The sequence below is a fragment of the Zobellella taiwanensis genome (assembly GCF_003012795.1).
GTDB classification, from domain to species: Bacteria; Pseudomonadota; Gammaproteobacteria; order Enterobacterales; family Aeromonadaceae; genus Oceanimonas; species Oceanimonas taiwanensis.
Map to the genome: position 1 here is coordinate 224,290 of NZ_PXYH01000001.1, position 17,920 is coordinate 242,209.

At 64.7% G+C, this 17,920-nt stretch carries 17 protein-coding genes and 1 riboswitch; of the genes, 3 read left to right on the top strand and 14 right to left on the bottom strand.

Annotated features, from left to right (window positions below):
* Positions 1 to 15 precede the first annotated feature (15 nt).
* A complete protein-coding gene (nhaD, locus tag C7I36_RS00975) occupies positions 16 to 1,437 on the bottom strand; it encodes a sodium:proton antiporter NhaD (RefSeq protein WP_245879994.1) in 1,422 nt (473 codons plus the stop codon).
* Between the two features lie 103 nt (positions 1,438 to 1,540).
* Entirely contained in the window at positions 1,541 to 1,753 is a 213-nt protein-coding gene (locus C7I36_RS17180; RefSeq protein WP_146137291.1) for a hypothetical protein, read from the bottom strand.
* Positions 1,754 to 1,788: 35 nt separating this feature from the next.
* On the opposite strand from C7I36_RS17180, the gene argA reads away from it, so the two are divergent.
* On the top strand, positions 1,789 to 3,114 hold the full coding sequence (gene argA, locus C7I36_RS00980; protein ID WP_106451879.1) for an amino-acid N-acetyltransferase: 1,326 nt from the start codon (positions 1,789 to 1,791) through the stop codon (positions 3,112 to 3,114).
* Positions 3,115 to 3,181: 67 nt separating this feature from the next.
* Positions 3,182 to 3,354, top strand: a riboswitch (Lysine riboswitch).
* Between the two features lie 67 nt (positions 3,355 to 3,421).
* Positions 3,422 to 4,759, top strand: a complete 1,338-nt coding sequence (gene lysC, locus C7I36_RS00985; protein ID WP_106451880.1) for a lysine-sensitive aspartokinase 3 — start codon at positions 3,422 to 3,424, stop codon at positions 4,757 to 4,759.
* A gap of 109 nt (positions 4,760 to 4,868) precedes the next feature.
* Here lysC and C7I36_RS00990 read toward each other — a convergent pair whose 3' ends face one another.
* The 5 genes from C7I36_RS00990 to ald form a co-directional block, all read right to left on the bottom strand.
* A complete protein-coding gene (locus C7I36_RS00990; protein ID WP_106451881.1) occupies positions 4,869 to 6,152 on the bottom strand; it encodes an MgtC/SapB family protein in 1,284 nt (427 codons plus the stop codon).
* The gene (locus tag C7I36_RS00995; RefSeq protein ID WP_106451882.1) at positions 6,145 to 6,561 is read right to left on the bottom strand and encodes a YkvA family protein; all 417 of its coding nucleotides are present in this window, start codon (positions 6,559 to 6,561) and stop codon (positions 6,145 to 6,147) included. The genes C7I36_RS00990 and C7I36_RS00995 overlap by 8 nt, the downstream gene beginning before the upstream one ends.
* 118 nt (positions 6,562 to 6,679) lie before the next feature.
* Complete coding sequence (locus tag C7I36_RS01000; RefSeq protein ID WP_106451883.1) at positions 6,680 to 7,900, bottom strand: YbfB/YjiJ family MFS transporter; 1,221 nt, start codon at positions 7,898 to 7,900, stop codon at positions 6,680 to 6,682.
* Positions 7,900 to 8,598 carry a glutamine amidotransferase-related protein gene (locus C7I36_RS01005; RefSeq protein ID WP_106451884.1) on the bottom strand — a complete coding sequence of 233 codons (699 nt, stop codon included), beginning with the start codon at positions 8,596 to 8,598 and terminating at the stop codon, positions 7,900 to 7,902. The genes C7I36_RS01000 and C7I36_RS01005 overlap by 1 nt, the downstream gene beginning before the upstream one ends.
* A 62-nt stretch (positions 8,599 to 8,660) precedes the next feature.
* Positions 8,661 to 9,782 carry an alanine dehydrogenase gene (gene ald, locus C7I36_RS01010; RefSeq protein ID WP_106451885.1) on the bottom strand — a complete coding sequence of 374 codons (1,122 nt, stop codon included), beginning with the start codon at positions 9,780 to 9,782 and terminating at the stop codon, positions 8,661 to 8,663.
* Positions 9,783 to 9,923: 141 nt separating this feature from the next.
* Here ald and C7I36_RS01015 point away from each other — a divergent pair, with 141 nt between their 5' ends.
* Entirely contained in the window at positions 9,924 to 10,466 is a 543-nt protein-coding gene (locus tag C7I36_RS01015) for a cupin domain-containing protein (RefSeq protein WP_106451886.1), read from the top strand.
* Positions 10,467 to 10,473: 7 nt separating this feature from the next.
* Here the strand turns inward: C7I36_RS01015 and C7I36_RS01020 are convergent, their stop codons facing one another.
* The 7 genes from C7I36_RS01020 to C7I36_RS01050 are packed head-to-tail and all read right to left on the bottom strand — an operon-like array spanning position 10,474 to position 17,832.
* Positions 10,474 to 11,013 (bottom strand): cupin domain-containing protein, encoded by a 540-nt coding sequence (locus tag C7I36_RS01020; RefSeq protein ID WP_106451887.1) that lies wholly within the window; start codon positions 11,011 to 11,013, stop codon positions 10,474 to 10,476.
* 17 nt (positions 11,014 to 11,030) lie between these two features.
* Positions 11,031 to 11,876, bottom strand: a complete 846-nt coding sequence (gene potI, locus C7I36_RS01025) for a putrescine ABC transporter permease PotI (protein ID WP_106451888.1) — start codon at positions 11,874 to 11,876, stop codon at positions 11,031 to 11,033.
* Between the two features lie 3 nt (positions 11,877 to 11,879).
* Positions 11,880 to 12,773 (bottom strand): putrescine ABC transporter permease PotH, encoded by an 894-nt coding sequence (potH, locus tag C7I36_RS01030; RefSeq protein ID WP_106451889.1) that lies wholly within the window; start codon positions 12,771 to 12,773, stop codon positions 11,880 to 11,882.
* A gap of 10 nt (positions 12,774 to 12,783) precedes the next feature.
* Positions 12,784 to 13,908 carry a putrescine ABC transporter ATP-binding subunit PotG gene (potG, locus tag C7I36_RS01035; RefSeq protein WP_106451890.1) on the bottom strand — a complete coding sequence of 375 codons (1,125 nt, stop codon included), beginning with the start codon at positions 13,906 to 13,908 and terminating at the stop codon, positions 12,784 to 12,786.
* Positions 13,909 to 13,960: 52 nt separating this feature from the next.
* Positions 13,961 to 15,073: an extracellular solute-binding protein gene (locus tag C7I36_RS01040; protein WP_106451891.1), complete on the bottom strand. Its 1,113-nt coding sequence runs from the start codon at positions 15,071 to 15,073 to the stop codon at positions 13,961 to 13,963.
* Between the two features lie 18 nt (positions 15,074 to 15,091).
* Positions 15,092 to 16,453: an aspartate aminotransferase family protein gene (locus tag C7I36_RS01045; RefSeq protein WP_106451892.1), complete on the bottom strand. Its 1,362-nt coding sequence runs from the start codon at positions 16,451 to 16,453 to the stop codon at positions 15,092 to 15,094.
* A gap of 20 nt (positions 16,454 to 16,473) precedes the next feature.
* Positions 16,474 to 17,832, bottom strand: a complete 1,359-nt coding sequence (locus tag C7I36_RS01050; RefSeq protein ID WP_425445024.1) for a glutamine synthetase family protein — start codon at positions 17,830 to 17,832, stop codon at positions 16,474 to 16,476.
* Between the last annotated feature and the right edge of the window lie 88 nt (positions 17,833 to 17,920).

The following is a 17,920-nucleotide window of genomic DNA, read 5'->3' on the forward strand; positions in this document are numbered from 1 at the left end:
CAGCCGCGAGGGGCATTAACCGTAAACCGTGAAACTCTCGGCATTGAGCCAGAGGTGGGCCAGTATGCTGATCACATAACCCAGGGCAATCACCGGCGCCCACTTCAAGTGGCCGACAAAGGTATACATGCCCCTGGCCTGCCCCATCAACGCCACCCCGGCGGCGGAGCCGATGGACAGCAGGCTGCCGCCCACGCCGGCGGTCAGGGTGATCAGCAGCCAGTTGCCATGGGACATTTCCGGCTGCATGGTCAGCACCGCGAACATCACCGGAATGTTGTCGACCACAGCCGACAGCAGGCCCAGGGCAATATTGGCATACACCGCATCCCAGCTGGTGTAGAGCAGGTCAGAGACCAGCGCCAGATAGCCCATGTAGCCAAGGCCACCCACGCACATCACCACCCCGTAGAAGAACAGCAGGGTGTCCCACTCGGCCCGGGATACCCGGCTGAACACATCGAAGGGCACCACGCTGCCCAGGCGCTTGAGCGCTTCCTCGTCTCCCCGTTTCTGGGCCAGGGCCCGTTTGCGGGCCAGCGAGCCCGGCAGGGTCTGGCGCAGAAAATAGCCAAAAAACTGCAGGTAGCCCAGGCCGGTCATCATGCCCAGCACCGGCGGCAGGTGCAGCAGGCTGTGGCAGGCCACGGCGGAGGCAATGGTGAGCAGGAACAGCACCACAATACGGATGGCACCACGCTTGAGTTCCACTTCCTCATACAGGGCGGCGGGCTTGCGGTTTTCGATGAAGAAATTCATCACCAGGGCCGGCACCAGGTAGTTGAGCAGGGACGGGATGAACAGGATGAAAAACTCGTTGAACTTGATGATCCCCGCCTGCCACACCATCAGGGTGGTGATGTCCCCAAAGGGGCTGAAGGCACCGCCGGCGTTGGCGGCAATCACGATATTGATACAGCACAGGTTGATGAATTTCCTGTCCCCTTCCGCCACCTTGGTGATCACGGCGCACATCAGCAGGGCGGTGGTCAGGTTGTCGGCGATGGGAGAGATGAAGAAGGCCAGGAAGCCGGTCAGCCAGAACAGGGTCTTGTAGCTGAACCCCTTGCGCACCATCCAGGCCCGCAGGGCGTCGAACAGGCGGCGTTCCTCCATGGCGTTGATGTAGGTCATGGCCACCAGCAGGAACAGCAACAGTTCGGCATATTCCAGCAGGTTATGGCGAAAGGCCGTTTCGGTCACCCCGGGAATGCCGTGGGCCATGTAGGTCCAGCCAATGGCAACCCAGATGATGCCGGCAGCCACCAGCACGGGTTTGGATTTACGCAGATGGAGGTACTCTTCCCCCATCACCAGCAGGTAGGCGATAACGAAGATCACGACAGCAAAAATGCCCACGGCGGAGGACGTCAGATCCAGCTGACCTCCGGCGGCGAAGACAGGCGTACTCGACAGCCCTGCCAGCCCCCCCAACATGGACAAGCACAGTTTCCTTTGCATTGTTTTTTCTCGCTTTTGTTGTTTTGGCTATAGTTACCGAGTGTCCTGGCCACCAGCGAGGCCAAAACACCCAAAAAGATTAACATAAAAGCACCCGGCGCCGCAGTGCGGATTCTTGGCCCGCGCTCGCATTTTTGGCACAAAGGAGCCCGTGGGGCACGGCGTTAAACGACATCCAGTATGCGTCTATTCCCCCTTGGCGGCCTTGATAAAAATCAACCCCCAGGCCCGGCCCGCGGTCGGCGCAAAGTAAATATTTAATCTTGTTTTTTGCATTAATTTTCACGATCATAATCCCCTGCTTTCTCATGTTTCAAAGGACAGTCCGTGCGCGATAATGATGCCGCCCTGGTCAAGGCATTTCGTCAATCCAGCCCCTATGTCAACCTGCACCGGGGCTCGACCTTCGTCGTCATGCTTGGCGGCGAGGCCATAGATCAGGATAACTTTCCCAATATCATCAGTGATATAGCGCTGCTTACCAGCCTCGGGATCCGGCTGGTCATCGTGTTCGGCGCCCGCCCGCAAATCGACCGGGGCCTGGCGGAAGCCGGCCTGGACGGCGTCTACCACAAGCATACCCGGGTTACCGACGGCCCCAGCTTCAGGGTGATCAAGGATGTCTGCGGCGGCCTGCAAATGGACATCATGTCCCGGCTGTCGATGGGCCTGGTCAACACTCCCATGCAAAACGCCCGCATCAACGTGGTCACCGGCAACTTCGTTATTGCCCAACCGCTCGGCGTCGACGACGGCATCGATTACCAGCATTCGGGGCGGGTCCGTCGCATCCATACGGATACCATCCACCATCAGCTGGCCAACGGCGCCACCGTGCTTATCTCCCCCATCGGCTTTTCGGTCACCGGCGAGAGCTTCAATCTCTCCTCCGAGGAGCTGGCCCGCCGCCTGGCCATCGAACTCAAGGCCGACAAGCTGATCGGCTTTTGCTCCCAACGCGGGGTCATGGGCGAGGACGGCGTGGCCATCGCCGAGCTGTTTCCCGAACAGGCGGAAGAACACCTCGCCCGGCTGGCGGCGCGGGATCCCATGTCCGGCACCGTGCGTTATCTGCGCGCCGCCATTTCCAGTTGCCGGGCCGGCGTGGCACGCAGCCACCTGGTCAGCTACAAGGAAGACGGAGCGCTGATCCAGGAGCTGTTCACCCGTGACGGCCTGGGTACCCAAATCGTCAGCCAGAGCGCCGAACAGGCCCGCCAGGCCCGGATCGACGATATCGGCGGCATCCTCGACCTTATCCGCCCGCTGGAGGAGGAAGGCATACTGGTGCGCCGTTCCCGGGAGCAGCTGGAAATGGAAGTGGATCAGTTCACCATTATCGAAAAGGACGGCGCCATTATCGGCTGTGCCGCCCTTTATCCCTTCCCGGAGGAAGGCATGGCGGAAATGGCCTGTGTCGCCATTCATCCCGACTATCGCCGGGGCAGCCGGGGCGACATGCTGTTGCAAAAGGTGGAAGAGCAGGCCAAACGGCGTGGCCTGACCCGGCTGTTCATCCTCACCACCCGCTCTATCCACTGGTTCCGGGAGCGGGGCTTCGAGCCGGTGGATGTCGGCGCGCTGCCGATGGGCAAACAAAAGCTGTACAATTACCAGCGCCGCTCGAAAATCATGATGAAAGACCTGGTTTAGGTCATTTCGCCATTTTCTCGTTGACACTGCGGGGCAGAGTCAGTAGTTATATGGCAGCCCGCATAGGGCAACAAGAAGAGGCGCGTTGTTCAGGCAGCCGGCGGGAGGAGCACCCACTCCCGGGATCGCCGGTCAGGGGAGACAACGCCGAGATGGCCGTCCGTGGGCAAGCGGGCCGCCATCGGCTGCGAAGGCTGAATCCTTCGGGCTGTCACCTGTGGGTGGAGTGCTTCTAAGTGACCTTTCCCGTCTCTGCAGTCGTTCCTCCCGTTATTTGTACCCGTTTTCGCATAGCAAGGAGCCCGCCTTGAATCAACCCGTTGTCGCCAAATTCGGTGGAACCAGTGTGGCCGACGCCGACGCCATGAGCCGCTGCGCCGCCATTCTCGAACAGCATCCCGCCACCCGCCTGGCGGTGCTGAGCGCCAGCTCCGGGGTCACCAATTTGCTGGTGGCCCTGGCCTCCGGTGAGCACAACCCCAGCCAGCGCGCCGAGCTGCTGCAACAGCTGGCCGCCATCCAGCACGGCATTCTCGACAGCCTGGAGCGCCCGGAAATGCTGACCCGGCACATCGAGGAAATCCTTAACCACATCAAGGAGCTGGCCGACAGCGCCGCGATCAGCCCGAGCAAGCCCCTGCACGACGAGATAGTGGCCCAGGGCGAGCTGATGTCGACCCGGCTGTTCGTGGAGCTGCTGCGCCGCCGGGGCACCCCGGCGGTATGGTTCGACGTACGCAAGGTCATGCGCACCGATGATCGCTTCAACCGTGCCACCCCGGATCTGGCCGCCCTCGCCAATGCAGTGACCGAGGAACTCAAGCCCCTGTGCGATCGTCAGTTGGTCGTTACCCAGGGCTTTATCGGCGCCGCCAACGATGGCCGCACCACCACCCTGGGCCGCGGCGGCAGCGACTTTTCCGCCGCCCTGCTGGGCGAGGCCCTGGGCGCCGCCGCCGTGGAAATCTGGACCGACGTGCCCGGCATCTATACCACGGATCCGCGCCTGGTGAACGAGGCCCGCGCCATCCCCGAAATCAGCTTCAGCGAAGCCTCGGAAATGGCCACCTTCGGTGCCAAGGTGCTGCATCCGGCCACCCTGCAGCCGGCGGTGCGCCGCCAGATACCGGTGTTCGTGGGGTCAAGCAAGGCCCCGGAGGCGGGCGGTACCTGGATCCGCAACAGCACCCCCAGCCAGCCCCTGTTCCGCGCCCTGGCCCTGCGCCGCAACCAGGTGCTGCTGACCCTGACCAGCCAGAGCATGTTCCAGGCCCACGGTTTTCTCGCCGAGGTGTTCGGTATCCTGGCCCGGCACAAGATTTCGGTGGACCTGATTTCCACCTCCGAGATCAGCGTCTCCCTGACCCTCGACTCGGGCGCCGAGCTGCTGACCCAGGAAGTCCAGGACGAACTGGCCCGCCACTGCCACCTCAAGGTGGAGAAGGGACTGGCGCTGGTGGCGCTCATCGGCAACCGGATGAGCGAGTCCGGCGGCACCGCCACCCGCGTCTTCCAGGCCTTGGCCGACGTCAATATCCGCATGATCTGCTACGGTGCCAGCCCCCACAACTTCTGTTTCCTGGTGGCCGAGGACGTGGCCGGCCAGGTTATCGCCGACCTGCACCGGGAACTGCTGCCGGCATAAACGGCAAGCCGCGATGTGCCGACAAAAAGCAGTGCTGCGTTTCGCAGCACTGCTTTTTTCTTTGATGGACCACGCACACGCACCGCCGGCCAGGCGGCCCGGCACGGTTTCAGTTAAGCAGCCAGGCGGTCAGCAGGCCGACCAGCAGGGAGGCACCCATGACCCAGGCCACACGCCGGCCCAGGGCGGCCTCGCCCAGGGCCAGGGCCATGCCCGCCTTGACCAGGTTGTTGACCGAGGCGGCCAGCACTATGCCGAGCACGGCGGTGGCCGGCTCTATACCCGACAGGGACATCCGGGTCAGGGACAGGGTGATGGCATCCACGTCGGTCACTCCGGAGGCGATCGCCAGCAGCAAGATCCCCGCCTTGCCCAGGGCGTTTTTCAGCCATTCCCCCAGCAGCATAATCAGCAGGATAAGGCCGCCGAACAGCATGGCCGCCTTCAGGTCCAGCGGGTTCATGCTGAGCGCCGGCTGATCCACGCAGGTCAGGGTGCGGTGCCGGCGCCAAATCCAGGCGGCGGGGCCGTACAGCAGCAGTGTCATGACCACCACCGGCAGCCAGAGTCCGGCCAGCAGCACCGGGTTGATCAGGGCGCAGTACACCAGGATGCGCGGAAACATGGTGCCGCAGGCCAGCAGGATGCCGGCGGCCAGCATGGGCGACAGGACCGGCGACTGGCGCGACAGGCGGGCGTAATGCAGGGTCAGGGCGGTGGACGAGCTCAGCCCGGCAAACAGGCTGGTAAAAAAAATGCCCTTCTCGGTGCCGCCGACCCGGATGGCGAAGTAGCCGAGAAAGGAGACCGAGGCGATCAGCACCACCATCCACCAGATTTCGTAGGGGTTGATAGCGCCGCCCGGGCCCAGATCCCGGTTCGGCAGCAGGGGCAGCATCACCACCGAAATCAGCAGCAACTTGAGCCCGGCGTCCAGCTCGTGCTCCTGCAGCTTGTGGAGCAGGCCGTGGATCTCCTGCTTGTTGTCGAGAATAAAGGCGGTCATCACCGCCGCCGTGGCGGCGATGGCGGGATTTTCCAGCATGGCCAGGGCGCCAAAGCAAAAGGTCAGCACCAGCCCTATGCTGCCGGTAATGCTGTAATCCGTCTGATCCCGGCTGCGTGCCCGGTAGGCCACCAGGGTGATGGCCACTACGCCGAGCAGGCCGACCGCCAGCAGCCACTGGCCCGAATGGCGGCCGAGCAGCGCCACCAGGCCGCCCAGCAGGCCCACCAGGGTATGGGTGCGTACCCCGGCGATGCGCAGGCCGGCCCGGGTATCCCGGCTTTGCCAGCCACGCTGGATACCGATGAGGCTGCCGAGCAGCAGGGCGATTCCCAGCCGCACCAGGGTCTGGTGCCCTTCCCACAACTGTGCGGTCAACTCATTCATGGGATGGCGGCTGCCGTTGTTTCCAGTGGGCATAGCGGGCCAGGTCGGCCCGGGCCAGATCGAGCGCCAGCTTGATCACCAGGGCATCGTCCAGGTAACCGGCCAGGGGCAGGAAGTCGGGCACCACGTCCAGCGGCGACACAAAGTAGATCACCGCCCCGGTGATGGCGGCAATCACCTTCCAGGGCACCTGGCGGTAATCGCCCTTGCGATAATCGTTGAGCAGGCCGAGCATCAGCTTCAGCTCCTGCCACCACTCGCTCAGGGAGGCCGGCGGTCGCTCGCCGAACGCAGCCATTTTATGCTCGCCGCGGCGGGCGGCCTGCTCCAGCCCCGCCGGGTCCACCTGTTCCGCATCGGCCAGGAAACGCTCCCGCGCCGCCCGCCGTTGTTCATCCGTCAGCGCCATGCTCCCCTCCTTCGTTCATCCGCTACCCGCAATGCCGTAAAAGGCAGGCCGGGGGCCTTCACCAGCCGGGCCCCCAGTGACCAGGATGGACCAGGCTGGTTGGCGATACCGCATTTCATCATGACTCCTTGAGACCGGCACCGGCTCCCGCCACGGGCAGTTCGCCCCGGTCGAGCCGGGCGGCGGTGTCGTCGGTATATTTGAGCACCAGCACCAGCAGGGTGCCCAGCACCATCACGGCGCCCGCCAGCCAGAGCGCGTCCCGGTAGCCACCGGCGCCGGTCGCCAGCCAGCCGGTCAGGGCCGGCGCCCCTATCTGGGCAATGCCGTAGGCCAGGGTCAGCTTGCCCATCAGCCGGGCCGGATGGCCGGGATAGCAGCGCCCGGCCATGGTCAGCACCAGGCTGACGCAGCCGATGAAGGTGGCGCCGTACAGCGCCGCCCCCAGCAACGCCGGCAGCAGGCCGTCACTCAGGGCCGGCAGCACTATGCCGCCTATCTGCAGGGCAAAGGCCAGGGCCAGGGCGCCGAGGTAGCCGGTGCGCCGCGCCACCAGATCCCACAGCATGACCGCCGGCACGGCCGCCAGCCCCATCACCAGAAACACCCTGTGGCCCAGACCCTGCAGCCCCGGCATCTGGTCGACAATGGCCACGATAAAGGTGGCGCTGACCACATAACCGTAGCCGGCACAAAAATAGGCGGCCAGCATCATGCCCAGGAAAAAGCGCCCCGGCGGATTGTCGGCCAGGTGGCTGCCGCCGGCGGCCGGCGCCGGGGCCGGCATCCACCGCCAGGCGGGCAGGCCCAGCCCCAGCCCGAGCAGGGCCAGCCATCCCCACTGGTCGCGCCAGTCCAGGCCGAGTCCCAGCATGATCTCCGCCGCCAGGGCGGCAAAGACAATACCCAGACCAACCCCGGCAAAGTGGATACCGAGTTCGCCGCGCCGGCGGTGGCGCAACAGCCAGTTCATGATAAGTCCCGCCGCCAGCAGCATGGACGCCGCCGTGCTGAGCCCGGCCAAAAACCGCAGCAGGGCCCACAGCCACCACTGCTCGGTCAGCGCCATGGCTCCGGTGGACAACACCGCCAGCAGCAGGCCGGCCCGGTACAGGCGGAACTTGAGGGTCAGGCTGGTGAGGGAAGCAGCCACCAGGGCGCCACACAAATAGCCCAGGTAGTTGATCGCCGCCAGCCAGCCGCCACCCACCTCGTCCAGCGCCGTCTGCTGCTGCATCAGCGGCAGCAGGGGCGTATAGGCGAACCGGGCCACGCCCATGCACAGGATTTGGCTGAATACCCCGGCCAGCAGCACCCTGGCCCGGCCACCGGCCGGCATCACGGCTTGCCGCTCGCAAGGAAACCGAGCATCAGCGCCATCACCTCCCGTCCCTGGTGGGGCTGTTCCAGGGAGTCCACGGCCTGGCGGTAGTGCGCCTCGCCGAAGCGGGCCCGCCGCTGATCGAGCAGGAAGCGGGCATAATCGACGTTGAATTCCGGATGCCCCTGCACCCCCATCACCTTGTCGCCCAGGGTAAAGGCGGCGTTGGGGCAGAACGGGGATCCGGCCAGCCGCTCGGCATCGGGCGGCAGCGCCAGTACCTGATCCTGGTGGCTGACCAGCAGGCGGTAGTCGGGCAACGCCGGGCCGGGCCGCCGCCAGTGGTAGCCGTGGTTGCCGATACCCCAGCCAGCCGGGGCTCGCGCCACCCGGCCGCCGTGCATCAGCGCCAGCAACTGGTGGCCAAAGCATACCCCGGCCACCCTTTGCCCCCTCGCCAGCAACCCGGCCAGGCGTTCGCGCAGCCGGGCCAGCCAGGGGGCATCCCCAAAGGCATCGTGGCGGGCGCCGCTGATGATCCAGCCATCCAGGGCCATGTCCGGCGCCGGCAGCTCGCCGGCCGCCGCGTCGAACACCTCCAGCCGGGCGGCGGGCTCGACCTCGTGGATGCGTTCAAGAAACAGATCCGGGTAGTCCCCGCCCCGCCGGCGGAAATCCTCATCGGTATGATCGCACAGCAATAATCCGAGCTGCATCGGTCGGTTCTCCTTGTCACCGCTGCGGGCCTGGGCCTCGCAGCCAAACGGCGGGCCTGGCCTCAGGCCTCGGCCAACACCTCCACCAGGGGCCGGCAGTCCAGCCCGTGGGCCTCGGCCACCGCCGGATACACCACCTCGCCCCGGTGAACGTTCAGCCCCGCCGCCAGGTGCTCGTCCTCCTGCAGCGCCCGCCGCCAGCCCTTGTTGGCCAAAGCCTGCACAAAGGGCAGGGTGGCGTTGGTCAGGGCAAAGGTGGAAGTGCGCGCCACCGCGCCGGGCATATTGGCCACGCAGTAATGAATAATGCCGTCCACCTCGAAGGTCGGCTGCTGGTGGGTCGTGGCCCGGCTGGTTTCGAAGCAGCCGCCCTGATCGATGGCCACGTCCACCAGCACGGCACCCGCCGGCAACAGGGCGAGCATGTCGCGGGTCACCAGCCGGGGGGCCGAGGCGCCCGGCACCAGTACGGCGCCGATCACCAGGTCGGCCCGGGGCAGCTCGGCCTCGATGGCATCCCGGGTCGAATAGAGGCTTTTCAGGGCCGGGCCGTAGAGGGCGTCGAGTTCCTTCAGCCGGGGCAGGGACTTGTCGAACAGGGTCACGTCCGCCCCCATTCCCAGGGCCATGCGGGCGGCGTTGATGCCGACCACGCCACCGCCGAGGATCAGCACCCGTGCCGGGGCCACCCCGGGCACGCCGCCAAGCAGCACGCCCCGCCCGCCCTGGGCCTTCTCCAGACAATGGGCGCCGGCCTGCACCGCCATGCGCCCGGCCACCTCGCTCATGGGAGCCAGCAGCGGCAACCCGCCCTGGGCATCGGTCACCGTCTCGTAGGCGATGGCGGTGCAGCCGGAAGCCAGCAGGCCCTCGGTCTGGGGCAGGTCGGGCGCCAGGTGCAGGTAGGTGAACAACAGCTGGCCGGGCTTGAGAAGCCGGTATTCCTCCGCCTGGGGCTCCTTCACCTTGACGATCATCTCGGCCCGTTCAAACAGCTCGGCGGCCTCGGCCACCAGCTCGGCGCCGGCGGCGGCGTACTGTTCGTCGGTCAGGCCAATGGCGGCCCCGGCGCCCTGCTGGACCCGCACCCGGTGGCCGGCGGCGGTCAGCTCCTTGACCCCGCCCGGCGTCATGCCGACCCGGTATTCATGATTCTTGATTTCCTTGGGGACTGCTATATCCATATTCACCTCTGTGTGCATGCGGTTTTGTGGGGTAAAATGCGCCCCGGCAAGCCGACCGCCCTCCTCCCCGACGGGGAACCCGGGATCATCTTGCTCGCATCCTTTTCAAGATTCAATTGCAGCTAAGGAGAAATCGCCCAGATGGACATAGGCCAACGCCTCAAGGCCGTAAGGCAGCAGGCTAAACTGTCCCAGCGGGAGCTGGCCAAGCGTTCCGGCGTCACCAACGGCTTTATCTCCCAGGTCGAGAAAAACCAGGTTAGCCCCTCTATCGGCTCCCTCAAAAAGCTGCTCGACGGCCTGCCCATGTCGCTGGCCGAGTTTTTTGCCGACACTGAGGACAGCGGCCATCCCGTGGTGTACCGGGCCGACGTGCAGCCCGAACTCGGCTCGGGCAACATCAGCTACCGGCTGGTGGGCAGCGGCTTTGTGGGCCGCACCATCGGCATGATGCGTGAAACCATGGCGGTGGGCGCCGACACCGGCCCCGAGCCGCTCAGCCATGCCGGCCAGGAGTGCGGCGTGGTGATCCGGGGCCGACTGAGATTGTTCGTGGATCAGGAGCAATACGAGCTGGGCCCGGGCGACGGTTATTATTTCGACAGCACCCGGCCCCATCGCTTTGTCAGCATCGGTGAAGAGGCGCTGGAGATGATCTCCGCCAACACCCCGCCCTCGTTCTGAGCCTGGTTCAAAAGGTCGGCGGCGTGGCCGCCGACACCAGTTCGCAGCTTTCGCTGCCGAGGTTGCGAAAACGGTGGGGCTGGCGGGTATCGAAATAGTAGCCATCGCCCGCACGCAACAGGCAGCGCTGCCCACCCACGGTGACTTCAATTTCCCCGCTCAGCACCAGCCCCGCCTCCTCGGCCTCGTTGCTGAGCATCTCCGGCCCGGTATCGGCACCGGGTGGATAGCATTCCCGTTGCAGCGCCAGCCGGCGTCCGTGCAGGGGCCCCACCAGCCACATCTGTACCTCGCCGCTGTTCATGGACACCAGCTCTTCGCCACGAAAGAACACCGGCCTCAGCGGCGCCCGCTCCAGGCTGAAGAACTCCCCCATGGAGATGGGAAAGCCGTCCAGTACCCGCTTCAGGGTGGCCACCGAAGGATTGACCGCCTCCTGCTCGATCTGCGAGATCAGGCTGTTGTTGACCCCGGCGCGCTTGGCCAGCTCGCGCTGGGACAGGCCGTGGCGCTGGCGCAGCCACTTCAGTCGTTCCGCCAGTTCCATCACTTCCCTCCTCCCGTTCAGGCGGCCCGTGCCGCGGCCGCTTCCTGCGCCCGGCGCTGCTCGGCCCGGGCCATCAGCCACCAGCCGACAAAGGTCACCAGCGAGACAATCAGAATGATCAGGGTCGCCAGGGCGTTGATCTTGGGGCTGACCCCCAGGCGCACGCTGGAGAACACCACCATCGGCAGGGTGGTGGCGTTGGGCCCGGACACGAAGCTGGCGATCACCAGGTCGTCGAGGGACAGGGTAAAGGCCAGCAGCCAGCCGGCGATGATGGCCGGCGCGATGATCGGCAGGGTGATCACGAAGAACACCTTGAGCGGCCGGGCGCCCAGATCCAGGGCCGCCTCCTCCACCGAACGGTCCAGCTCGCGCAGCCGGGAGCTGACCACCACCGCCACATAGGCGGTGCAGAAGGTAACATGGGCAATCCAGATGGTGCCCATGCCCCGCTGGGCGGGCCAGCCGAACAAATCCCCCAGGGCCACGAACAGCAGCAACAGCGACAGGCCGGTGATCACCTCGGGCATCACCAGGGGTGCCGTGATCATAAAGGCAAAACCGTTCTCGCCGCGAAAGCGGCCGATGCGGGTCAGCACGAAGCCGGCCACGGTGCCCAGCACCACGGCGGCGGACGCGGCCAGAAAGGCGATGGTCAGGCTCAGGCCCACCGCCTGCATCATCATCTCGTCCCGGAACAGCTCGCCGTACCACTGGGTCGACCAGCCGGCCCACACCGTGACCAGGCGGGAACTGTTGAAGGAGTACACGATCAGGATCAGCATCGGCAGGTAAAGAAAACCGAAGCCGAGCAGCAGGATCAGGGGACGCAGCCGGGAGCGGCTGACGGGAATGCTGTTCATGGTTCAGCCCTCCATCTCTTTGCGCTGGTTGCGGTGAAACCACATGATGGGCACCATCAGCAGCAGCAGCATGATGCTGGCCACCGCCGCCGCTATCGGCCAGTCCCGGTTGTTGAAGAACTCCTGCCACAGCACCCGCCCGATCAGCAGGGTATCGGGGCCGCCGAGCAGTTCGGGGATGACAAACTCGCCCACCGCCGGGATAAACACCAGCATGGAGCCGGCAATGATGCCGCCCTTGATCAGGGGCACTATCACCGTCAGCAGGGTTTTCCAGGGCCGGGCACCCAGGTCCGCCGCCGCCTCCACCAGGGAATAGTCGAGCCGCATCAGGGCGGTATACAGGGGCAGCACCATAAACGGCAGGTAGGCGTAGACGATGCCGATATAGACGGCGGTGTTGGTGTTGAGGATCTGCAGGGGGCTGTCGATCACCCCCAGCCAGAGCAGCAGATTGTTGAGAAAGCCGTTGTTGCCGAGGATGCCCATCCAGGCGTAGACCCGGATCAGGAAGGACGTCCAGGACGGCAGTATCACCAGCATCAGCAGCACATTGCGGGTGGAAGGCCGCGAATGGACAATGGCCCAGGCCAGGGGAAAGCCGATCAGCAGGCACAGCAGGGTGGAGATGGCCGCCACCTTGAGCGACTGCAGGTAGGACTGGAGATAGAGGCTGTCGCTGAGCAGGAACAGATAATTGCTGAACGACAGCACTATGTTCAGTTGTTCGTTGGCATAGCTGATCACCTGGCTGTAGGGCGGTATCGCCAGGGCCGCCTGGGACAGGCTGATCTTGAATACGATAAGAAAGGGGATCAGGAAAAACAGCAGCAGCCAGGTATACGGCAGGGCGATAACCAGCCGCCGGCCGGCGCGCAGTCGGGCTCGGGTGTTCATGTTCAGCTCCCTAGATCAGCAGGACGGCGCAACTGTCCGCCTCCCAGCGCAAAAAGACGGTATCGCCCCAGGTGGGGGCCCCCTTGCGCTGGCGGTCCACATTGGGCAGGGTCGCCAGGATGCGCTTGCCCGAGGCCAGCCGCACATGATAGATGGACAGGCCGCCCAGGTAGGCTATCTCGTCCACCACGCCGGCCAGCCAGTTGGCCTCTTCCAGCGGTTGCACCAGGCTGAGGTGCATTTTTTCCGGGCGCACCGCTATCATCAGCGGCAGTCCCTCGGCGATGGACAGGCCGTGGTTAATCCGCAGCGGCTGCGCCAGATCCGGGCAACGCACCTCGGCGCTGTCGGTATCGTTGGCCGCCAGCACGCCGTCGAACACATTGACCGAGCCAATAAACTCGGCGCTGTAGCGGCAATTGGGATACTCGTACACATCCAGGGGATCGCCCACCTGCACCAGCCGGCCCTTGTTCATGATGGCGATGCGCCCGGCCATGGTCATGGCCTCTTCCTGGTCGTGGGTCACCATGACGCAGGTCACCCCCACCTTTTCGATGATGTTGACCAGTTCGAGCTGCATTTCTTCCCTGAGCTTCTTGTCGAGCGCCCCCATGGGCTCGTCCAGCAACAGCAGCTTGGGCCGCTTGGCCAGGCTGCGCGCCAGGGCCACCCGCTGGCGCTGGCCGCCGGAAAGCTGGTGGGGCTTGCGCCGGGCGTAATCCTCCATGTGCACCAGCCTGAGCATCTGCTCCACCCGTTCGGCGATCTCCGCCCGGGGCAGCCTGTCCTGCTTGAGGCCGAAGGCGATATTGGCCTCCACCGTCATATGGGGAAACAGGGCATAGGACTGGAACATCATATTGATGGGCCGCTCATAGGGCGGCACCTCGGCGATGTCGACGCCGTCGAGCAGGATCTCGCCCTTGCTCGGCTGCTCGAAGCCGGCCAGCATGCGCAGCAGGGTCGACTTGCCGCAACCCGAGGCCCCGAGCAGGGCGAAAATCTCGCCGCGCCGGATGCTGAGGCTGACGTCGTCCACCGCCGGCTGGCCGTCGAACAACTTGCTGATGCCGCGGATTTCGAGGAAGGGCCTGGCCTGCGCCGACGCGGCCTGGGTATCGTTTTCCGGCATGTTCACCTCCTTGCGAAACTAAGGCGGGGTGCCCGCGGGCACCCCGCAACCGTCAGCGACCGGTCTTGACCCGGGTCCAGGCCCGGGTGATCACCCGGTTGACGTTCTGGGGCAGTATCTTGGCGGTGTAGAGCTTGGCCGCCGCCTCCTCGGTGGGATAGATGCCGGTATCGTTCAGGATTTCCTCATCCACGAAGGCCTTGGCGGCGCTGTTGGCATTGGCGTAGGCCACATAGTTGGATACCCCGGCGATCACCTCGGGCTTCATCAGGTAGTCGATGAGCTTGTGGGCGTTGTCCGGGTGCTTGGCATCGCGGGGAATGGTCAGCATGTCGAACCACATCAGGGCACCTTCCTTGGGAATGCTGTAGGCCACATTGACCCCCTGATCCGCCTCGTCGGCCCGGTCCCGCGCCTGCAGGATGTCGCCGGACCAGCCCACCGCCACACAGATGTCGCCGTTGGCCAGATCGTTGATGTATTTGGAGGAATGGAAATAGGTGATATGGGGCCGCAGGCTCAGCATCAGCTCGGTGGCCGGACCGTTGTAGTCGGCGACCTCGGTACTGTTGGGATCCAGCCCCTGGTAATTGAGGGCGGCGGCGAAAATTTCGGTGGGGGCATCGAGGAAGGCGACCCCGCACTGGCTGAGTTTTTCCAGGTTTTCGGGTTTCATCACCAGGTCCCAGGAGTCCACCGGCGCCTCCGCCCCCAGCGCTTCCTTAACCTTGTCGACGTTGTAACCGATGCCGGTGGTACCCCACAGGTAGGGTACGCCGAACTTGTTGTCCGGATCCTTCTCCGCCAGCAAGGCCATGATCCTGGGATCCAGGTTGCCGTAATTGCCGAGCTTGGACTTGTCGAGTTCGAGGAAGGCACCCGCCTGGATTTGCCGGCCCATAAAGTCGCCGGTCGGCACCACCACGTCGAAACCGGTGTTGCCCGCCAGCAGCTTGGCCTCCAGCACCTCGTTGGAGTCGAACACGTCATAGGTGACCTGGATGCCGGTTTCCCGGGTAAAGTTGGCCAGGGTGTCTTCCGCGATATAGTCGGACCAGTTATAGAAGTTGACCTGGGCCGGCTCCTGGGCCTGGGCGCTCAGCGCCAGCCCCACGCCGCTGGCCAGCAGGCCCAGCCGAAAACCCTGTTGCAGTTTGTTCGCCATGGTGTTTCTCCGTCCTTGTCAGTGATTCAGTGTCTGGTAAGTCAAATCCAGCGCCCGGCGGGCCTTGTCGACCAGCTCGTCAATCTCGGCCCGGCTGATCACCAGGGGGGGCGAGATAATCATGGTATCGCCCACCGCCCGCATCACCAGTCCCAGGCCGAAGCAGTGTTCACGGCAGATCACGCCCGCCCCCCGCTCGCCCGGGAAGCGCCGGTTGTCGCTTTTGTCGGCCACCAGCTCCAGCGCCGCCACCAGGCCCAGGCCCCGGGTTTCGCCGACCAGGGGGTGGTCGGCCAGGCTGGCCCAGCGCTGCTGCAGGTAGGGACCCGTATCAGTGTGGACTCGTTCGACTATTTTTTCATCCCGCATCACCGCTATGTTGGCCAGGGCCACGGCGCAGGCCACCGGGTGGCCGGAATAGGTGAAGCCGTGGAAAAACTCGCCGCCGTCAATCAGGCCGCCGGCCACCCTTGGCCCCACCGCCACCGCCCCCAGGGGCATATAGCCCGAGGTAATGCCCTTGGCCATGCACATCAGGTCGGGCTCAAGCCCGTAGTGTTCGCAGGCAAACCAGTGCCCGGTGCGGCCGAAGCCGCAAATCACCTCGTCCACCACCAGCAGGATGTCGTACTGCCGGCAGATGCGCTGGATTTCGGGCCAGTAGCTGTCGGGCGGGATAATAACGCCGCCCGCGCCCTGGATGGGCTCGGCGATAAAGGCCGCCACCCGCTCGGGCCCCAGTTCCAGGATTTTGCGCTCAAGCTGGCGGGCCCGCTCCAGTCCGAAGGCGTGCGGATCCTGGCCCTGGCCTTCACCGAAATGGTAGGGCTGGTCGATGTGCACTATGTCGGGCAGCGGCAACCCGCCCTGGGCGTGCATCGGCTTCATGCCCCCCAGCGACGCGCCGGCCAGGGTGGAACCGTGGTAGGCATTGTGCCGGCTGATGATCACCTTGCGCTCGGGCCGGCCTTGGACGGCCCAGTAGTGGCGTACCATGCGCACCACGGTGTCGTTGCATTCCGACCCCGAGCCGGTGAAAAACACATGCTGCATGTCGCCGGGCAAAAGCCCGGCCAGGGTGGCCGCAAGCTCGGTGGCCCTGGGATGGGTGGTCTGGAAAAAGAGGTTGTAATAGGGCAGCTGGCGCAACTGGCGCTCGGCGGCCTGGATAAGTTCTTCCCGGCCATAGCCCAGGTTGACGCACCACAGCCCGGCCATGCCGTCGAGGATGCGGTTGCCGTCGGCGTCCCACAGATAGACCCCCTCGCCCCGGTCGATCACCCGGGCGCCCTTGCGGTGCAGCGCCTGGCTGTCGGTGAAGGGATGCAGATGATGGGCCGCGTCCAGCTGTTGCAGCCGACTTCCTTGTTGCTCTGGCATAACAGACTCCGTTGTTTGACTTACACGTTCAGCAGCAGGAACTCCCGCTCCCAGGCGCTGATCACCGTAAAGAAGGCCTCGTATTCCTTGCGTTTGACGGAAATAAAGGCGTTGACGAAACGCGGACCCAGGATCTGGCACAGCTCGTCGCATTGTTCCAGCTCGAGCAGGGCCTCCTCCAGGCTGCGCGCCAGGCCGAAGGGCATGTTATAGGCGCTGCCCTTGACCTGCTCGGTGGGCTTGAGCTGTTGCATCATGCCCAGGTAGCCGCAGGCCAGGCTGGCCGCCAGGGCCAGGTAGGGGTTGGCATCGGCGCCGGCAAAGCGGTTTTCGATACGCCGGTCGGCCAGCCCCGAGCGCGGCACCCGCAGGCCCACGGTGCGGTTGTCCTCGCCCCAGGCCATATTGCGCGGCGCCGAGTCGCCAAAGGCCAGCCGGCGGTAGGAATTGACGTTGGGCGCAAACAGCGCCACGGCGCTCGGGATATAACGCTGCATGCCGCCGATATAGTGCAAAAACCGCTCGCTGTGGCTGCCGTCCGGGTTGGCGAACAGGTTGTTGCCCTCGGCATCCACCAGGCTCTGGTGGATATGCATGGCGCTGCCCGGTTCGTTTTTCATCGGCTTGGCCATAAAGGTGGCGTACACATTGTGGCGCATCGCCGCCTCGCGCATGGTGCGCTTGAACAGGAACACCTGGTCCGCCAGGTCCAGGGCATCGCCATGGATGAAGTTGACCTCCATCTGGGCCGCGCCGGACTCGTGGATCAGGGTGTCCACCTCCAGCTCCTGGGCTTCGCAGTAGTCGTACATGTCCTCGAAAATGGGGTCGAATTCGTTGACCGCGTCGATGCTGAACGACTGGCGCGCCGTTTCGGGCCGGCCGTTGCGGCCGATGGGCGGCTCCAGCGGATAGTCCCAGTCCTCGTTTTTCTTGACCAGGAAGAACTCCAGCTCCGGCGCCACCACCGGCCGCCAGCCCTGCTCCTCGTAGAGCTTGAGCACCCGGCGCAGCACGCTGCGCGGGGCTATGTCCACCGGCTGGCCGGCGGCGTCGAAACAGTCGTGGATCACCTGGGCGGTGGGCTCGCTGGCCCAGGGCACCAGCCGCGGGGTATTGATGTCCGCGTGCAGCTCCATGTCCCGCTCGGTCCAGTCGATATTGTCGTCTTCCGGCCAGTCGCCGTTGACCGTCTGCAGGAAGATGTTCTCCGGCAGCCGCATGCCGCCTTCCTTCAGGAACTTGCTCGCCGGCAGTATCTTGCCGCGGGCGTTGCCGGTGAAATCCGGCAGCAGGCATTCCACTTCGGTGATGGCGTGTTGCTGCATCCACAGCCGCAGCCATTCCATATCACGCTTTTCGGGATCTTGAACACTCATAACCCAGGCTCATGGTTTGGAACACAATCGCTAGCATAGTCCATACTTGCGTAAAAATATGCTAGACATAGGAATTGATTAATCGCAA

Bases quoted from the DNA above. Each gene is read 5' to 3' on its own strand.
- C7I36_RS01000 (WP_106451883.1), bottom strand. From the start codon at position 7,900: ATGCCGGCCGGTGGCCGGGCCAGGGTGCTGCTGGCCGGGGTATTCAGC.
- C7I36_RS00990 (WP_106451881.1), bottom strand. From the start codon at position 6,152: ATGAATGAGTTGACCGCACAGTTGTGGGAAGGGCACCAGACCCTGGTG.
- C7I36_RS00995 (WP_106451882.1), bottom strand. From the start codon at position 6,561: ATGGCGCTGACGGATGAACAACGGCGGGCGGCGCGGGAGCGTTTCCTG.
- ald (WP_106451885.1), bottom strand. From the start codon at position 9,782: ATGGATATAGCAGTCCCCAAGGAAATCAAGAATCATGAATACCGGGTC.
- potG (WP_106451890.1), bottom strand. From the start codon at position 13,908: ATGCCGGAAAACGATACCCAGGCCGCGTCGGCGCAGGCCAGGCCCTTC.
- C7I36_RS01005 (WP_106451884.1), bottom strand. From the start codon at position 8,598: ATGCAGCTCGGATTATTGCTGTGCGATCATACCGATGAGGATTTCCGC.
- potH (WP_106451889.1), bottom strand. From the start codon at position 12,773: ATGAACACCCGAGCCCGACTGCGCGCCGGCCGGCGGCTGGTTATCGCC.
- nhaD (WP_245879994.1), bottom strand. From the start codon at position 1,437: ATGTTGGGGGGGCTGGCAGGGCTGTCGAGTACGCCTGTCTTCGCCGCC.
- C7I36_RS01020 (WP_106451887.1), bottom strand. From the start codon at position 11,013: ATGGAACTGGCGGAACGACTGAAGTGGCTGCGCCAGCGCCACGGCCTG.
- potI (WP_106451888.1), bottom strand. From the start codon at position 11,876: ATGAACAGCATTCCCGTCAGCCGCTCCCGGCTGCGTCCCCTGATCCTG.
- C7I36_RS01015 (WP_106451886.1), top strand. From the start codon at position 9,924: ATGGACATAGGCCAACGCCTCAAGGCCGTAAGGCAGCAGGCTAAACTG.
- C7I36_RS17180 (WP_146137291.1), bottom strand. From the start codon at position 1,753: ATGATCGTGAAAATTAATGCAAAAAACAAGATTAAATATTTACTTTGC.
- C7I36_RS01050 (WP_425445024.1), bottom strand. From the start codon at position 17,832: ATGAGTGTTCAAGATCCCGAAAAGCGTGATATGGAATGGCTGCGGCTG.
- C7I36_RS01045 (WP_106451892.1), bottom strand. From the start codon at position 16,453: ATGCCAGAGCAACAAGGAAGTCGGCTGCAACAGCTGGACGCGGCCCAT.
- C7I36_RS01040 (WP_106451891.1), bottom strand. From the start codon at position 15,073: ATGGCGAACAAACTGCAACAGGGTTTTCGGCTGGGCCTGCTGGCCAGC.